The organism is Haladaptatus ordinarius (genome assembly GCF_054177595.1).
The window spans coordinates 1-15,253 of the sequence record NZ_JBPEHH010000088.1 but is presented as its reverse complement, the minus strand read 5'-3'; the positions used below and the strand labels follow the sequence as shown (position 1 = coordinate 15,253).

15 protein-coding genes, 1 tRNA gene and 1 pseudogene are annotated in these 15,253 nt (G+C 60.9%); 10 read left to right on the top strand and 7 right to left on the bottom strand.

From position 1 onward, the window contains the following. Positions 1-286: 286 nt before the first annotated feature. Entirely contained in the window at positions 287-1,222 is a 936-nt protein-coding gene (locus ACR3FF_RS21290; RefSeq protein WP_458190147.1) for a DUF1028 domain-containing protein, read from the bottom strand. Positions 1,223-1,306: 84 nt separating this feature from the next. Further along, the gene (locus ACR3FF_RS21285) at positions 1,307-1,693 is read right to left on the bottom strand and encodes a DUF7528 family protein (RefSeq protein ID WP_458190146.1); all 387 of its coding nucleotides are present in this window, start codon (positions 1,691-1,693) and stop codon (positions 1,307-1,309) included. Positions 1,694-1,979: 286 nt separating this feature from the next. Between ACR3FF_RS21285 and ACR3FF_RS21280 the strand changes: the two genes are divergently transcribed. Further along, the gene (locus tag ACR3FF_RS21280) at positions 1,980-2,696 is read left to right on the top strand and encodes a DUF7117 family protein (RefSeq protein ID WP_458190145.1); all 717 of its coding nucleotides are present in this window, start codon (positions 1,980-1,982) and stop codon (positions 2,694-2,696) included. An 8-nt stretch (positions 2,697-2,704) separates the two neighbouring features. On the opposite strand, the gene ACR3FF_RS21275 is transcribed toward ACR3FF_RS21280, so the two are convergent. The 3 genes from ACR3FF_RS21275 to glyA form a co-directional block, all read right to left on the bottom strand. Continuing rightward, the gene (locus ACR3FF_RS21275; RefSeq protein ID WP_458190144.1) at positions 2,705-3,598 is read right to left on the bottom strand and encodes a bifunctional methylenetetrahydrofolate dehydrogenase/methenyltetrahydrofolate cyclohydrolase; all 894 of its coding nucleotides are present in this window, start codon (positions 3,596-3,598) and stop codon (positions 2,705-2,707) included. 103 nt (positions 3,599-3,701) lie between these two features. Further along, the gene (locus ACR3FF_RS21270; protein ID WP_458190142.1) at positions 3,702-3,881 is read right to left on the bottom strand and encodes a hypothetical protein; all 180 of its coding nucleotides are present in this window, start codon (positions 3,879-3,881) and stop codon (positions 3,702-3,704) included. Between the two features lie 65 nt (positions 3,882-3,946). Then, a complete protein-coding gene (gene glyA / locus ACR3FF_RS21265) occupies positions 3,947-5,194 on the bottom strand; it encodes a serine hydroxymethyltransferase (RefSeq protein WP_458190141.1) in 1,248 nt (415 codons plus the stop codon). Between the two features lie 107 nt (positions 5,195-5,301). Here glyA and ACR3FF_RS21260 point away from each other — a divergent pair, with 107 nt between their 5' ends. The 4 genes from ACR3FF_RS21260 (at position 5,302) to ACR3FF_RS21245 (ending at position 10,866) form a co-directional block, all read left to right on the top strand. Next, the gene (locus tag ACR3FF_RS21260) at positions 5,302-7,431 is read left to right on the top strand and encodes a hypothetical protein (protein WP_458190140.1); all 2,130 of its coding nucleotides are present in this window, start codon (positions 5,302-5,304) and stop codon (positions 7,429-7,431) included. Positions 7,432-7,895: 464 nt separating this feature from the next. Continuing rightward, a complete protein-coding gene (gene tbsP / locus ACR3FF_RS21255) occupies positions 7,896-8,720 on the top strand; it encodes a transcriptional regulator TbsP (protein WP_458190139.1) in 825 nt (274 codons plus the stop codon). A 93-nt stretch (positions 8,721-8,813) separates the two neighbouring features. Further along, entirely contained in the window at positions 8,814-10,535 is a 1,722-nt protein-coding gene (locus ACR3FF_RS21250; RefSeq protein ID WP_458190138.1) for a YcaO-like family protein, read from the top strand. Positions 10,536-10,695: 160 nt separating this feature from the next. Further along, positions 10,696-10,866, top strand: a complete 171-nt coding sequence (locus ACR3FF_RS21245) for a DUF7479 domain-containing protein (RefSeq protein WP_458190137.1) — start codon at positions 10,696-10,698, stop codon at positions 10,864-10,866. Here ACR3FF_RS21245 and ACR3FF_RS21240 read toward each other — a convergent pair. Beyond that, positions 10,863-11,996 carry a DUF63 family protein gene (locus tag ACR3FF_RS21240; protein ID WP_458190136.1) on the bottom strand — a complete coding sequence of 378 codons (1,134 nt, stop codon included), beginning with the start codon at positions 11,994-11,996 and terminating at the stop codon, positions 10,863-10,865. The genes ACR3FF_RS21245 and ACR3FF_RS21240 overlap by 4 nt on opposite strands. Positions 11,997-12,039: 43 nt before the next feature. Continuing rightward, positions 12,040-12,507: an Lrp/AsnC family transcriptional regulator gene (locus ACR3FF_RS21235; protein WP_458190135.1), complete on the bottom strand. Its 468-nt coding sequence runs from the start codon at positions 12,505-12,507 to the stop codon at positions 12,040-12,042. Positions 12,508-12,761: 254 nt separating this feature from the next. On the opposite strand from ACR3FF_RS21235, the gene ACR3FF_RS21230 reads away from it, so the two are divergent. The 5 genes and pseudogenes from ACR3FF_RS21230 to ACR3FF_RS21210 all read left to right on the top strand — a co-directional run. Further along, positions 12,762-12,846, top strand: a tRNA-Leu gene (locus ACR3FF_RS21230). Between the two features lie 213 nt (positions 12,847-13,059). After that, entirely contained in the window at positions 13,060-13,767 is a 708-nt protein-coding gene (locus ACR3FF_RS21225) for a helix-turn-helix domain-containing protein (RefSeq protein ID WP_458190133.1), read from the top strand. 78 nt (positions 13,768-13,845) lie between these two features. Beyond that, on the top strand, positions 13,846-14,124 hold the full coding sequence (locus ACR3FF_RS21220) for a hypothetical protein (RefSeq protein WP_458190132.1): 279 nt from the start codon (positions 13,846-13,848) through the stop codon (positions 14,122-14,124). A 58-nt stretch (positions 14,125-14,182) separates the two neighbouring features. Continuing rightward, positions 14,183-14,803: an Ntn hydrolase family protein gene (locus ACR3FF_RS21215; RefSeq protein ID WP_458190148.1), complete on the top strand. Its 621-nt coding sequence runs from the start codon at positions 14,183-14,185 to the stop codon at positions 14,801-14,803. Continuing rightward, a pseudogene (locus ACR3FF_RS21210) lies at positions 14,800-14,925 on the top strand (proteasome subunit alpha); the annotation flags it as partial. The gene ACR3FF_RS21215 and the pseudogene ACR3FF_RS21210, both read left to right, overlap by 4 nt. Positions 14,926-15,253: the final 328 nt, after the last annotated feature.

Genomic DNA, 15,253 nt, shown 5'->3' with positions numbered 1-15,253 from the left:
TACTCTAAACAGTCCTCTTTGTCAGGCAGAAAGACCTCGTTGACACTCTCTCTGCTGACCATGCTGGGGAAGGCTACGAACTCCAGTCATGAGAAAGTATTCACCGCTACAGATGAGCGTTCTGACGACGTCGAACCGGCCGTAAACCGCTCTCGAAACACCTGACGACGACAGAATCATCTCTTTAGCCGTCGCTTCACACCAGCGGAAGAAACTCATCGCGCGACGCGTTCGTGAAAACCGGCTGACTACTGGTGGGCTCCTCGAAAGCACGCAGCTACCGACGCTATCGTCGATCGAGTCGTGACAGTCCGTGCCAGATGGCGTCGACCATCTTCTCTTCGTTCGTTCGCTCGCCAGCGTCGTCGGCGTCGTCCCACCCACGCGCAAGAGCGTCCTCCAGCACGGAGAGCGAGTGGTTCTCGAAGTTGTTCATCCCCCGGAAATCTTCGAGCGCGTCGCGCTCGTCCTCGCCGAACTGCTCCGACGGCGTCCCCTCGAAGAAGCCGAGTTCGGCGAGCGTCGTGGCGACTGCTTTCGCGGTCTCTCCCGACAGCTCCATCGTCTCGTCGGGTTCGGCCCGCTCTAACAACGTCACGTCGTAGATTTTGAACACGCGCTCCAGTTCGTCGATGGGCGCTTCGTGGTCGTCCACGCGCACGTCCACCCAGCGGTCGTTGCGTCCGTCGTACCCCCCTTCGGGTTTGACGACGTACAATGCCGCGCTCTGTTCGCCGCGTTTGTCGCCGCCCACCTCGTTGCCCGCGTGGAGCGCGGCGATGAGTCGCTCCGGTAGATCACCGTCGGTCTCCTCGAACGTCTTGGCCATCACTTCGAGCGTCTCGCGGTTCTCCAGGATGTTGCCCTGGACAGTGTAGTGGTCGCCCTGGATATCACTCGCGTGGTCGAAACACTCGTTTCCGGTGAACGCAGCGACGGAACCGTCCTGTCCCACGATTCCGACCTGGCGCGACTCGAACTCCGGGTCTGCACCGGTGAGTTCTTTGAGGACTTCCTCGGCGGAGTTGCCCGCCCGAAGCAGGTCGAGACCGTCCGGCCCGTAGGCGACGTTGGCGAAACTCTGTGTGGCGATTGCGCCTGCATCTGCGCTGGCGAACGGAACGACGGAGCCGACGCTGACGAACTTCGACTGGACGGCGACGCCCACGGCGTCCTGTTCGGAGTCTCGTGCGACGATGGAGAACGTCGATGGTCGTGGCATACGCGAGACGAAGCAGGCCACCCCGAAAAGCGTTCACCCCGTCTCCGCTCTCCCTTCTCGGCATCGTCCACCCTCACGAGGCGTTCACCGCGTTCGTTCGGCCTCCTTTCGTGCCGTGAGTGGCTGGCGCGAGACCAGTTCGGTGTCGAAGTCGGGGTGTTCAACGAAGTGGTGGACGAGCATGTGTCGCCGCCCGCCGGTGAGACCACGTTCGCCCACGTCGTCTACGGTGAACTCCGTTGGAAGTCGGTCGTACAGTCGAGTCAGTGAGTCGAACTCCTCGAACACTTTTCGGTGACCGGCCGAGTCCACACCTCTGCGAGAGACGACGTAGCTTCCGTCCTCGCGGTGTTCGCCGACCGTGTTGACGAACTCCCGGCGTTCGGTCAGCGCCCGCCCGAGAGCACCACGCAGGTGGTCGGCCTCGCGCCTCGAGAGTTCGTGGGTTTCGCCGAGAACGGTCACCGACACGCCGTCGTCCGTACTCGAAACCGAGACTCGCGTCTCCTCAGGAACGAGCGCACCGTCAGAATGGGTCGGACTACACGTGGTCGAGGATTTCTCGACCAGTCGCCTCGGGGCGACTTACTCTATCCTCCGCCGTCGATGTCGAATCGGGTGACGACATACACGTCACTTGTTGGACATCCCTCATAAACCTGTTCCTGCACGACGTCGCCGGGACGTTCGTTTCCCGGCGTCCGGTCGTTTTCGCGTTCGCGTGAGAGTTTTCACTCGGGCACTCCAAGGGGGGAACATGAAAGTCCGCGGAACCCGCGAGTGTCAGGACTGCGGGACCCAGTGGTCGTACTACGAGACGGGGAGCGTCACCTGCCCGGAGTGTGACAGCGTGCGAAGCGTGGGCCTCGAAGCGAGTCGCGTCCAGCACACCGACGGTGCCGCGACGCTCGAGTTGGCCGAAGTACGCGAGGCGGTAGACGACGTGCCCCTCCAAGAGACCGCCGACCTCGCGGAAGATGCAGCACGGGAGTACGTCAGAAAGCGCGGGTTCATCAGCGGTGGCGACCTCCGCCCGCTGGACGACACCTACCTCGCGGCACAGGAACTCCGACACGTCGCGGACGTGGTGGGACGCGCGTTCGACGTGACCGACGACGAGGAGATCTACTTCCTCTCGCTCCTCCGCGGTGCCGACGAGGGAGAACGCCCCGCCACCGCAGACGTCCCCGAGTCGATGCACGACGTTCGGGGCCTCGCCTACTCGGAGGCACTGTACGACTATCACCGAGAGATGGGCAAGTGGTTCAAAGAACAAGACGGCGACCGAGAGGGCCGGAACACGCTCGAAACACTCGGCGAGCACGTTCGTCGCGCCCGGGCGCTCGAAGGAGGACTCGACGTCGACGCCGCGGACGCGCTCGTGTCGGCGGCACGCGACCTCGCACGGTATCTCGGAGAGAACGACGAGGACACCCTCGTGAGCGCGCGCGACCGCCTCGGGCGACTCGAATAGGGTTCTGGTTACGGGAGTTCGACGTCGATTTCCGCTCGCTGACCGGCGGCTTTCACCGTGTTGTAGAGCAACATCGCGCGGGTCATCGGGCCGACACCGCCGGGAACCGGCGTGATCGCTCTCGCTTTCTTTTTCGCGCTCTCGAACTCCACGTCTCCGACGAGTTCGTAGCCCTTCTCTGTGTCGGCCTCGACGCGATTGACGCCGACGTCGATGACGGTCACGCCATCGGAGAGCATCGACCCGTCGACGAGTTCGGGAACGCCACAGGCCGCGACGACGACGTCCGCCGCACGGGTCTTCTCCGCGAGGTCGTTCGTCCGAGAGTGACAGACCGTCACAGTCGCGTTACCACCCTCCGCTTTCTGGATGAGGAGATTTGCGAGGGGTTTGCCGACGATGTTCGACCGACCGACGATGACCACGTCTTTCCCTTCCGGGTCGACGCCCGCCGAATCGAGGAGTTTCTGGACGCCGTGGGGTGTGCAGGGTTTGAATCGGGGGTGACCTGCGACGAGCATCCCGACGTTCTCCGGGTGAAACCCGTCGACGTCCTTCATCGGGTCGATAGCCCGGATGACACGCCGGGAATCCACGTGGTCTGGGACGGGCATCTGGACGAGCATTCCGTGAACGTCGGGGTCGTCGTTTAACTCGTCGATGGTGTCGTATAGCTCCGAGGCCGGTGCGTCGGGTTCGATTTCGACGTGGATTCCGTCGATTCCGACCTCCTCGCAGTCGCGCTGTTTCATCGAGACGTAGGTCTCGCTCGCGGGGTCGCCGCTCATGAGCACCGTAGCGAGGCCGGGTGTCACGCCCTCGGCTTTCAACGTCTCGATGCTCGCTCTGAGGTCGGTTCGAATCTGCTCGGCGACCGCCTTCCCGTCGATGATGTCTACCATTGGCGAAACGTGGGCGACGAAGCCCCTTCAACATTCGGGTTCGTGCTCATTTCGAGAACCGATGAGCCAATTCTAATCATATATGTGCATATTTCCGAGGAGTCTACTCGTTCCTCCGACTCGACCGAATCCGGTCTATCTGCTCGCGTGGATGGAACTGATTCGCGATTTCGGTCTGGATTCGTATCCATCCCGGATAGATGGCGACACGGACGTCGGTGAGCGTTCGGCCGTCGGCGAAGACGACGTCTGCGTTCGCGAAACCGGCTAGTTGCTCCGACATAGTTCGAACTCTAGGTGCGATCAGTTACGTCTATCATGTCACGGGAAAAACTGAGGTCTTGAACGCTACTCGTACAGCGGATTCGCATCGCAGAGGTTCTTCACCCGCTCTGCCACTTCGGCTTTCACGTCTTCGTCGTCTACGTGATTCACCGTACGCGCGATGAGGTCGCCGACGACCGTGATATCCTCCGTGTCGAAGCCGCGGGTCGTGAGCGCGGGGGTCCCCGCGCGGATACCGCTGGTGACGAACGGCGAGCGCGTCTCGCCCGGAACGGTGTTCGCATTGAGAACGATGCCGACCTCTTCGAGGGCTTTTTCGGCGTCCTTGCCGGTCACGTCTTCGTGCGATTCTCGCAGGTCCACCAGGACGAGGTGGGTGTCCGTCCCGCCCGAGACGAGACTGAAGCCGTGATCCTGAAGCGTCTCACCCAGGACTTCCGCGTTCTCCACGGTGCGGGCGGCGTACTCGTCGAACGCCGGGTCGAGTGCTTCCTTGAAACCGACGGCCTTGCCGGCGATGTTGTGCATGAGCGGGCCGCCCTGCATACCGGGGATGACGGCGGAGTCGACGGCGTCGGCGTGTTCTTCGTCGCACATGATGATGCCGCCGCGACCCGAGCGAATCGTCTTGTGGGTAGAACCCGTGACGAAGTCCGCGACGCCGACCGGCGAGGGATGTTCGCCCGCCGCGACGAGCCCCGTAATGTGGGCGATGTCCGCGAGGTGGTAGGCGTCGACGGCGTCTGCGGCCTCCTGAATCCGCTCCCACTCGACCTGCCGGGGGTAGGCGGAGTAGCCGGAGACGATGATGTCCGGTTCGAACTCGACGGCGTGGTCGTAGAGCGCGTCGTAGTCCAGATACCCCGTTTCGGGGTCGACCTTGTACTGTTCGACCTCGTACAGTTTTCCGGCGAAGTTGACGTGGTGGCCGTGACTCAGGTGGCCGCCGTGGGTCAGGTCGAGCGAGAGAATCTTATCACCCGGTTCGAGCGCGGCGAGGTAGACGCCCATGTTCGCCTGCGACCCGCTGTGTGGCTGGACGTTGACGTGCTCTGCCCCCCACAGTTCTTTCGCGCGCTCGATGGCGAGCGATTCGACCGTATCGATGTGCTCGCATCCACCGTAGTAGCGTTCGCCGGGATAGCCTTCGGCGTACTTGTTCGTCAAGGTACTCCCCTGCGCTTCGAGCACTGCCTCGCTGACGAAGTTTTCGCTGGCGATCATCTCCAGCGTGTCACGTTCGCGTTCGACTTCGGCTTCGAGCGCGTCGGCGACTTCCGGATCGACAGCCCGGACGTGGTCGTACTCCATGTGCAAAACCCGGTCACCACACCGTATAAGTTTACCTTTCGGGGGGCACGCTTCGCGACCCCGACAGAAATTTAAACTAACAGTGAGATAATGCTTCTATTACCTGCATGATAGAGTGGGAGGAAACCGATACCGGTATTCGTGCGTTAGACCGCGCGAAGACCGAGATTAGTATCGGTGCACACGACTGGGAAGGGGGTGGCGACGAACGAACTATCGACAGGCCCATCGACGAGACCGTTTCCGGTTACGCATCGAGACTCCAGTTTCCTCCGAATCTCGTGAGCATCACCGAAGTAGAAACGGGTGAACGCTACCATCACGGGAGCGAGACGGAGATACTGACACTTCCCGACGGAGAGTATCTCGCGAACATCCACGGAAACATCAAGACCTACCTCCGGTTTTCCGGTTCCGCAACTATCAGGAAAACATCAGATTTCGACGAGTTAATCATCTCTTTCTACGGGAAAATCCCGATAACGTTCGGGTTTCGAAGCCATCACGAGGTTCCCGTCGACACAATAACCATTCCGCCGACGACGGAAGGGTTGGCGACTGCACTCACGTACGCGTCGTCGTCGCACAAAACCTCGGGTCCCGACCGGTCGTTTCCGACGCTCCGCGGCCACCCGCCACGATTCGAACTGGGTGAGGAGGTGAACGTTCCGGACCAGGTTCGAGAGGAAACGAACACCACCGGCATCACGCTCCGTGTCCCCGACGATTTCGCCACGCTGTTCGTTACGGCACCGCTGGCGTACTACTTACAGGCAGAGGTGCGAGTCGAACAACGCGATGCGCCCGCTCTTCGCGCTCCATCGGTCAACTTCACGTACCAGTTCAGCGCCCTCCCGAAGTATCAACACGAAGTCGCAGAACTGCTTCGGCGAGTGTTCTTTCTCGACTGTCTCGTTCGAAACGCTGGCCCATACAACTGGAAACTCGCGGAAATGCCGCTTCTCGACGAGATCGACATCGACGCGAAAACCGTCTACGATTCGACACCCGCCGAACAGTTGGTCACGTACGACATCGCGGAGTTCGAACGCATCGACGACGACCTTCCCGATTGGCACCTGTCGATGTATGTCGAACCGAGCGTCGAGAACATCCCGACGCTACCGTATTTGCTTTCCAATCTCAGTCTCATCTACCTCCCAGAGTCGTCAAACCTCAATCGGAACGAACTGTTAGACGCGTCGCTGGGCGACTTCTATCGTGACTCACCGCGCCCCACGAAGTCTACGCCGTCTACTGTTTCCGTCGGCCACTCGTATCGAGTGGGGAGCGCCGAAAACGTCAAATCAGTTGACAGAATCAAGCCGCAACTGCATCGCGGAACCATCCACGGGTGGCTCGCGGATGGCGTCCCTATCGACGTGTTCAAAGTCGAACCGAGCGCGTATGAACATCAGTTCAACTATCTGGACAGGGACAGCGAGGAAATCGAGGTGATGCTTATCCTCAACGACGACGAGATGGGTGACGAACACGAGAGCGCGGTCGACATCTACCTCGATCGTGCAGAAGACCTGCCGATGGACGTGACGGTTCTCGACCATCTGACCCGTGACGAGCTCGCGGAAGTGTTCGAATCGCAACAAGATTTCGTTCACTACATCGGCCACTGTGAGGAGAGCGGCTTGCGCTGTGTAGACGGCAATCTCTCGGTCGTGGACATCGAAGAGAGCAACACGCAGACGTTCTTTCTCAACGCCTGTGGCTCGTATTTCGAAGGGCTCGAACTCGTCCAGAAGGGGAGCGTTGCAGGCGCAGTGACGTTCAACAAGGTGCTGAACAAACAGGCCGCAAAAGTCGGCGTCTCGTTCGCACGCCTGTTGATAAACGGCTTCAACATCCAACACGCCCTTCAACTCGCTCGTCGTCGGATAATGATGAACAAGGATTACTCGGTGGTCGGTGATGGCACACACAGGTTGACGCAGTCGGACAATCATATGCCCGTCTCGGGAAAAATCGAACGGGTCGGAGACGGATTTCGTCTCACGTACACCTCTCTCGCAGTGTCGATGGTCGGCGGTTGTTATCAACCGTACATAGCCGGTAACGACGAACTGCATCTCCACGGCAACGACGCGTCTTTCCTGTTGGACGCAGAAGAGCTGTGCTCGTTTCTGAAACGAGCTGAGATGCCAGTTGTCTTCGATGGAGAACTGTACTGGTCGGAAGAAAACGCGTTGCTCACGCAGCTGCAGGTCGATTACGGTCCTTGAGTTGCGCCTGATGCCGCGAGTGGGTTAATGGTACTTCCCTGCACGTACGTGTACCCGAGCATCAAACTAAATGCCGCATTCGTTGCCTTTGGATGTTCTGTCAGCCACTGCCGGATTTTACCACGCATGACACATGTTGATCGTCCACATTCATACTTCATTCTTTCGGACTGTTCACGTAGAATTGAATTGGTAATTCGTGATTACTCTCGACAATTTTTACTACAACCGGCACAACAGGGCTTGTATCCACCAAAATACACGAGACTCAGTGGAGATTCGAACCGAACGGTGGGGGATTCTGGATATTAAAATTATTGGAATAGTAATCCCTACTTAGAACGGTATTATACTAATTGGACGATTATAATTACAACGTTGACTAATTGTTCACGGCTCATAATCCATGATTTCCGGTGATTTCGAACGTTAAAATTAAATACCTGAATCTCGTCACTACCTGTATGGAAACAAAATCGAACCTGTTGAATCAAAGCCTCCACGAGATCCTTCAGGCCGTCATCGACGACGCGCCCGAAGTGATGCTCGTGGTAAACCCGTCGGCGAACGCCATCGAAGACCTCATCGATGCCGCGACCCAGTACGACGGCGACCTCCCCGAGATGCGCATGCTCGCCGACGAGGGAATCCTGAAGAACGTGATGGAGGATTTCATCATCGCCAGCAACACCGCAGACCTCATCGACGAGGGCGTCCTCTCGCTACGCACAACGGACGATACGTCCGGAAACTCCCTTCTCGTCACCGAGGATCTCGTCATCGCACTCGTCACCGCCGGTGACCAGGTCGGTGGACTGACATCGGACGAAGCGGAGTTCGTGGACGCTGCATACAGCACCTATTCGTCCAACTGGGAGGATGCAAACGACTTCTCCCTTCGCACGCCGCCGATTTCGCGCGTCCGAGACACCCTTCGAGAGGAAATCAGTCCGGAAGCCGAAGACGACTTCAACAGCGTCCTCGCATCGCTCGATACCGCACGCGGTGACGGCGACGGACTGGACGAAGTGACCATCAGTCTCCTCGTCGCAGCGAAAAACGAGGCTCTGCTCTACGATATCAGCAAGTGGGGCGAGGACGTCGGTATCGCCAGCAAGGCGACGTTCTCTCGCACGAAGACCAAACTCGAAGACATGGGCCTCATTGGCACGGAGAAGGTCCCCATCGACGTCGGTCGTCCGCGTCTGCGTCTAAAACTCGCCAACGACGACCTGCAGAACGCCGACACCGACCAGCTCGCGAGCGTCGCACAGGGCATCCTCCACTGAACTCGATTTGTTTCGTTTTTCCACCCCACCAGCGGCAGCTCTCGCGCCACTTCATCCGTCGTACTTTTGCCACGCGCGCGTCTCGTCTCGCACATGAGCACTACGCTGGGCGTCGTCGGAACCGGACCGACGGCCGATGCGGTCGTGGCGGCACTCGCGGACGTAGACAGCACCGTCACCGAACTCGAACCGGACGAGGTCGCCGACGTCGATTTCGCCGTCGTCGTCGACGACGTGGGTTCGCGTTCTTTCTCACGGGCGAATCGATCGGGAACCGCGTGGCTGGCCGTCGAACTCGGCGGTGTCGGCGGGCATCCCATCCCGAACGTCGACGCTGCCATCTCCGGGTTCGCACCCGAGACGGCGTGTTTCGAGTGTCTGTGTCGCCGTGTCGCATCGAACGCGGACGAAAGCAGCGACTGGGACGACGGTGGGGTGGCGGACGTCGATGCCGCGACCGCACGATTCGCGGGGGCACTCGCCGGACGCGAGGCGGCAGTGCTTCTGTCCGGGGGCGAATCGTCGGTACTCGGCGGCGTCGTAGAAATTCCGCACGCGGAGCGACGACTTCTTCCGATTCCGGGATGTCCAGTGTGTGGCGACGAGCGCGACCGGACGCTCGGAGTCGACCACGCAGAGCGCTCGCTAGACGAGGCAGTCTCGCACGCCGAAATCGCGCTGGACGACCGCGTCGGTATCGTCCGCTCCCTCGGCGAGGTGGCGTCGTTTCCAGTCCCCTACTATCTCGCCACCACCTGCGATACGACGGAGTTCAGCGACGCGCGCGCCGCGGAAAAAGCGGCCGGTGTCTCCGCTGAGTGGGACGAAGCGTTGATGAAGGCGGTCGGTGAGGCGATGGAACGCTACTGTGCGGGCATCTACCGCGAATCGTCGTTCGGCGTGGCTCGCCCGTCCGACGTCGACGACACGGTCTCACCCGCCGAGTTCGTCCGACCAGCGGGATGGACGGACCCCGGGAACGAGGAACTGGCGTGGGTTCCCGGTCGGAATCTGGTGACCGGTGAGCTAGCACATCTCCCTGCGGAGTTCGTCCACTTCCCGCCGCCGGAACAGCGGTTCAAACCGTCGATAACGACGGGACTGGGACTGGGCAACTCGACCACGGAGGCCCTGTTGTCGGGGCTGTACGAGGTGATAGAACGCGATGCGACGATGCTCGCGTGGTACTCCTCGTTCGAACCGCTGGAACTGGCGGTCGACGACCCCGGGTTCGAGACGCTCCGTAAGCGAGCGCGGGCCGAATCGCTCGACGTGACAGCCCTGCTCGTGACGCAGGACGTGGACGTTCCAGTGGTTGCGGTGGCGGTGCATCGGGACGACGAGTGGCCGCAGTTCGCACTCGGGTCAGGTGCCGACCTCGACCCGGACACAGCGGCACGGTCTGCGCTGGCGGAGGCGCTGCAGAACTGGACGGAGTTGAAACTGATGGGGCCGGAGGAGGCGGCAGATGCCGGGGGACAGATAGCCCACTACGCTGACTTTCCGGAACCAGTTCGTCGGTTCGTCTCGCCGGAGACGACGATTCCGAGCGCCAGCGTCGGCCACGACGTGCCGACGGGAACCGCGGAGTTAGAAGCGGTCGTTTCGCGTGCGGGCGAGGCGTTCGAGGTGTACGGCGTGCGCCTCACCACACGGGACGTCGAATCGCTCGGCTTCGAGGCGGTTCGCGTGCTCGCCCCGGCCGCACAGCCGCTTTTTACCGGTGAACCGTTCTTCGGCGAGCGCGCCCGAACAGTGCCGGAAGACCTCGGATTCGAACCGCGACTCGACCGAGAGCCACACCCGTATCCGTAGAAGCCGCCGCCGGGGAGCGTCGGTTCCGATTCTGCCGTATCATCGTGATGGACTGTGCTAGTGAGGCACATAGGATTTATATCACCGAGCGTCCTATCTCAGAGAGTGGTGAATAATTAATCATGCATAATATCTCTTATACGTTCGGGGTAGTGATAGTATGACGACCGAGTACGACCTCACGTGTGCGACCTGTGAGTCACCGTTGTCGAAAGAACGCGTCCGTGCCGAACACCTGGGATTTGCCGAAGCCGAGTCGGTCGAAGTGGCGGCGTGTCAGAACTGCGGTAAGCGATATTTTCCGGAAGCGACGCTAGAGCGACTCAGTTAGATACCGAACGTCGCTCGAAGCATATCTCTCGTCCCCGGCCCCAGTCCAACTGCGAGGATAGCGATGAGCAAGAGGATGGCGTAGCGCGGACTCTCCTCGAAAATCTGTTCGTCGAACACCCAGACGACGGCGAGCGCGGCGACGATCTTCACGAGTAAGAACGGCCACGCGGTCCCGACGACCGACGTGATAGACCCCGGAAGCACGGACGACGTGATGTCGATGATGCCCTGGTTTACTGGATGTTTCGCACCGTACTCGCCCGCCAGTCCGAGCGCGCCCGCCCAGTCGAGGACCGCGACGTTCGCCACCCCGTCTACCGCGTGTCCCCAGATGACCACCGCCCCGATGAACTCCGTCCCGGCGTTGATCTCTGGGGCGTAGCGGTTTATTCCCCACCACGTGACGGCGGTCACCAGCGTCGCACCGCCGAGGACGACGACGAGCACGAGCGGGTAGAACGCGACTCGCTGGGTCGACGTCGCCAGCACGAACAGGTAGCCTATCGTGACCGCGAGGACGAGCGTTCCGATTCCCGCGAGTGGGTACTCGTAGTCGGCCACCGCACCGCGTCTGTCGAGGGTGACGGTTACGACGAGTGCAGCGAGCGTAATCGCGAAGACGGTGAAGTAGATGATCGGACTGATGATGAGAGTGTTCCACGGGAACGGAATCGCCTCGGTTCCAATCTGTCGGAGCGCGTCGTTCGCGTCTTCGACCACGCGGAGCGCCCCGCCGAACAGCATGAACGGGAACAGCGCGAAAAAGAGACTCCTCTCCTGGCCGACGTCGAGTCGCCGGAGGAGGAAAACGACGCCGAGGAGCGCGACGATGAGCGTGACTGCGTAGCCGACCTCCGAAACGAGCGTGTACCCCGGAACGGCGACCGGTTCCGGCGCGGCCGCACAGGCGGCGGCGTCGTCCAGGAACTTCGTCGTTCCGCCCTCGCGGACGGCACACGACGCTCCGTTCGCGTCGGCGACGACGGGCCCCCAGAAGTAGTGCCAGATGAACCCGTCGTACACCTGTTTCGGGAAGACGAGTGCGCCACCGACCAGCGCGACGATAGCGACGAGGACGCCACCCGCCCACGTGCGCTCGTTGTCGAGACCCTCGTTTACGGTATCCATATCGCACGAACCGGAGCGAACGGATTTTACGTTTCCGGTCTGATTATTCCTCGACAGCCCCACCGAGGGGCAGTTCTCTACTCTCGTAGGGCGACCCGAGGACGACCATGGTCTGCGAACGAGAAAATCCGTCCATCTGAGCGATGGTGTCGAACATCAACTCGCGGAGGCTGTCTGCGTCCGTCGCGTAGACGCGAGCCATCACGTCCCACGAACCGGTCGTGAGGTGAACCTCCTGAATCCCCTCTATCGATTCGAGTTTCTTGAGCGTGTCTTTCTCGCGACCTTGTTCGACGCGGAGGCCGACGAACGCGGAGATGCCGAGTGAGACTTTCTTCGGGTCGATGGTCGCGTGGTAGCCGGTGATGACGCCCGCTTCTTCCATGCGGTTGACGCGGTCGTGTACCGTCGCACTGGACATATCTATCTGTCGGGCGATTTCGCTGAACGGGGTTCGAGCATTCGCTTGGAGTGCTTCTAAAATAGCGCGGTCCGTGTCATCCAGCTTCATACCGCTACTGAAATGCCCCAGTAATAAATATCCTTACACACTACACGGAGCCCTCTTGCAGAATTCTGAATTAGAGGCGCTGACCGTCCTACTTTCCCCAATACTTCCGCTTCGCGGGCCGCCGCGACCACCTCGTCGAGTGCGACCCTCGATTCTGTCGCAGTCACGATTGATTGGTGCGGTGAGACGAACGCGGAGCGTCGTTTTTCGATTCGCAACGTTTTAACTTACCGACGATGGAGTTAGCATTGCGTGCGAGGGTAGCCAAGCTCGGCCAACGGCGGCGGACTCAAGATCCGCTCCTGTAGAGGTCCAAGGGTTCAAATCCCTTCCCTCGCACTCACTACGAGTGCAGGAAGACCGCATCGGAGCGCTCTTCCCTCGCAAAACCTCACAAGGGCCAAAAACAGGCTCTCGCAAAACCTTCTGCGGACGAAATCACCTCGCAGAGACGACTCTACGAACGAAACGTAGTACTGGACACCCGAGATTCGACGCTCGTCGAAACTCGGTTTCGGTATGCTTTTCTGTGCCAGCGTCACACGCGAATGCATGGCGGACACACGCCGGACGCTCGCCGAGCAGATTGCGGGGGAGATCACCCTGAGCGACGACCCCGGAGCGACCCTGCGCAAGTGGCGCACCGACTTCGACGTGTCTCAGACGGCGCTCGCAGACCACCTCGACGTCTCTTCGTCGGTCATCTCCGACTACGAGAGCGGACGACGCGAGAATCCCGGTATCGGCGTCGTTCGTCGAACCGTCGACGCCCTGCTCGACCTCGACGAACAGCGCGGCGGCGGGCGTATTCGACAGTACGCCCGCGTGCTCTCTGCGGGGTTCGACAGCGACATCGTGAGCGACCTGCGGGAGTATCCGACCGGAGTTCCACTCTCGCAGTTCTACGACGCCATCGGCGCCACCGAGCTCACGCCGGGGTCCCAGGAACAGATTACCGGCCACACCGTCATCGACAGCATCGAGGCCATCACCCGCCTCTCCAGCGAGGAGTTCTATCGCCTCTACGGGCAGAGTACGAACCGTGCGCTGGTCTTTACCAACGTTACGCGCGGGGAATCCCCCCTCGTCGCCATGCGCGTCGTCAACCCCACCCCCAACGCCGTCGTTCTCCACGGTATCGACCCGGACGGCCTCTGGGAACACGCCCCCAAACTCGCTCAGCTCGACGGTTTCTCGCTCGCCGTCACCGACCGCGAGAAAGAGTCGATGCTCGACGCTATGCGCGAACTCGCTCCCTGACCGCCGTCCGTCGGCATCGTAAAGGGTGGCGTGATGAACCCAAGAACTGAACTATTCTAGACGTGTCTGATTGCCACGATGAGTACCGAGGAAACCGGCGACGAGGCCGCTTCTACCGGGGCGACGTGTCCGCGGTGTGCCGAAACTGTCGAAAACGTAATCGATGGAGTCCGCATCAGTTCACCCGACTCCCGTCGGCCCGCCTACTCGTGGCATCTCCACACCGACTGCGCCGCCGACTGGCGCGAGTACGTCACCCGCCTCCGGACGCTCGCCGGTCACGGGGCGTTTCGAACGCTCGTCGAGGAACCGCTCTCGGGCGACGTGAACGAGATGGTCGAGTGGCACGATTCCTGACACCTGATAAAATATATTTTAGCTAATACTTTTCCGAACGCAACTCCTCTCGTCTTCCCTGTCCGAGTCGATAACGAAGACAGGAACGACCACGGTTGCCCTAACGACGGCCGACGGTGTTCTGCTCGCCGCAGACTGCCGCGCCAGCGTCGGTGGTGGCCGGTTCGTCACGAACAAGAACGTCCAGAAAGTGAAGCGAGTTCACCCGACTTCAGCGATGACCATCGCTGGCGGCGTCGGTGACCTCCAGTCGTTCGTCCGAACCCTCCGGGCCGAATCGAGTCTCTACGAGACCCGGCGGGGCGACCCCATCGACGTATCCGCCCTCTCGACGCTCGCCGGCAACCTCCTCCGCAACAGCCCGTACCGCGCCGCCCAACCGACGCTCGGCGGCGTCGATTCGACCGGCCCGCACGTCTACGACCTCGACCCTGCCGGTGGCGTGATGGAAGCAGATTACGTCGCCAGCGGGAGCGGGATGCAACTCGCCTACGGCGTTCTCGAACGCGAGTACGAGCGGGGACTTTCGACCGAGTCCGCCCTGCGCGTTGCGGGCCGAGCCATCGAGAGCGCCACCGAACGTGACACGGCGAGTGGCAACGGCGTCACAATCGCCAGCGTCACCGGCGATGGCGTCGAAATCCGTGGCTACGACGAACGCGAGGAGGTGGCAGCATGAACGGACAGCGCCAGCAAGCCTACGACCGCGGGACGAACATCTTCTCGCCGGACGGCCGCCTCTATCAGGTCGAGTACGCACGCGAGGCGGTTCGTCGCGGAAGCGTCAGCGTGGGCGTTCGCGCCCGGGCGGTTCCGGGACGTCAGATTCGTCCGCCGACTGCGTCTCTGGCTCGGTTTCGGTCATCTCTGATCTGGCACTGGTTTCGTGGACGGTCGTGTGTCGTTACCGTGGAGGGGTGACACACGGATAAAACGTTTGACGAGATGCGAGTCGTGTCAGCCACGTCTCTCGGTTACGGCTCACGAGCGTCTCACTCGCCGAATCGGTTACTAGTGCTTCGTCAACCATAGATTGTTAAGAGACAATCTGTTAGAGAGGATATGGTAAACAAGGAGTATACGGTTGATCTTTCAGACGAGGAACGCACCGAGCTCGAATCGTTCGTCT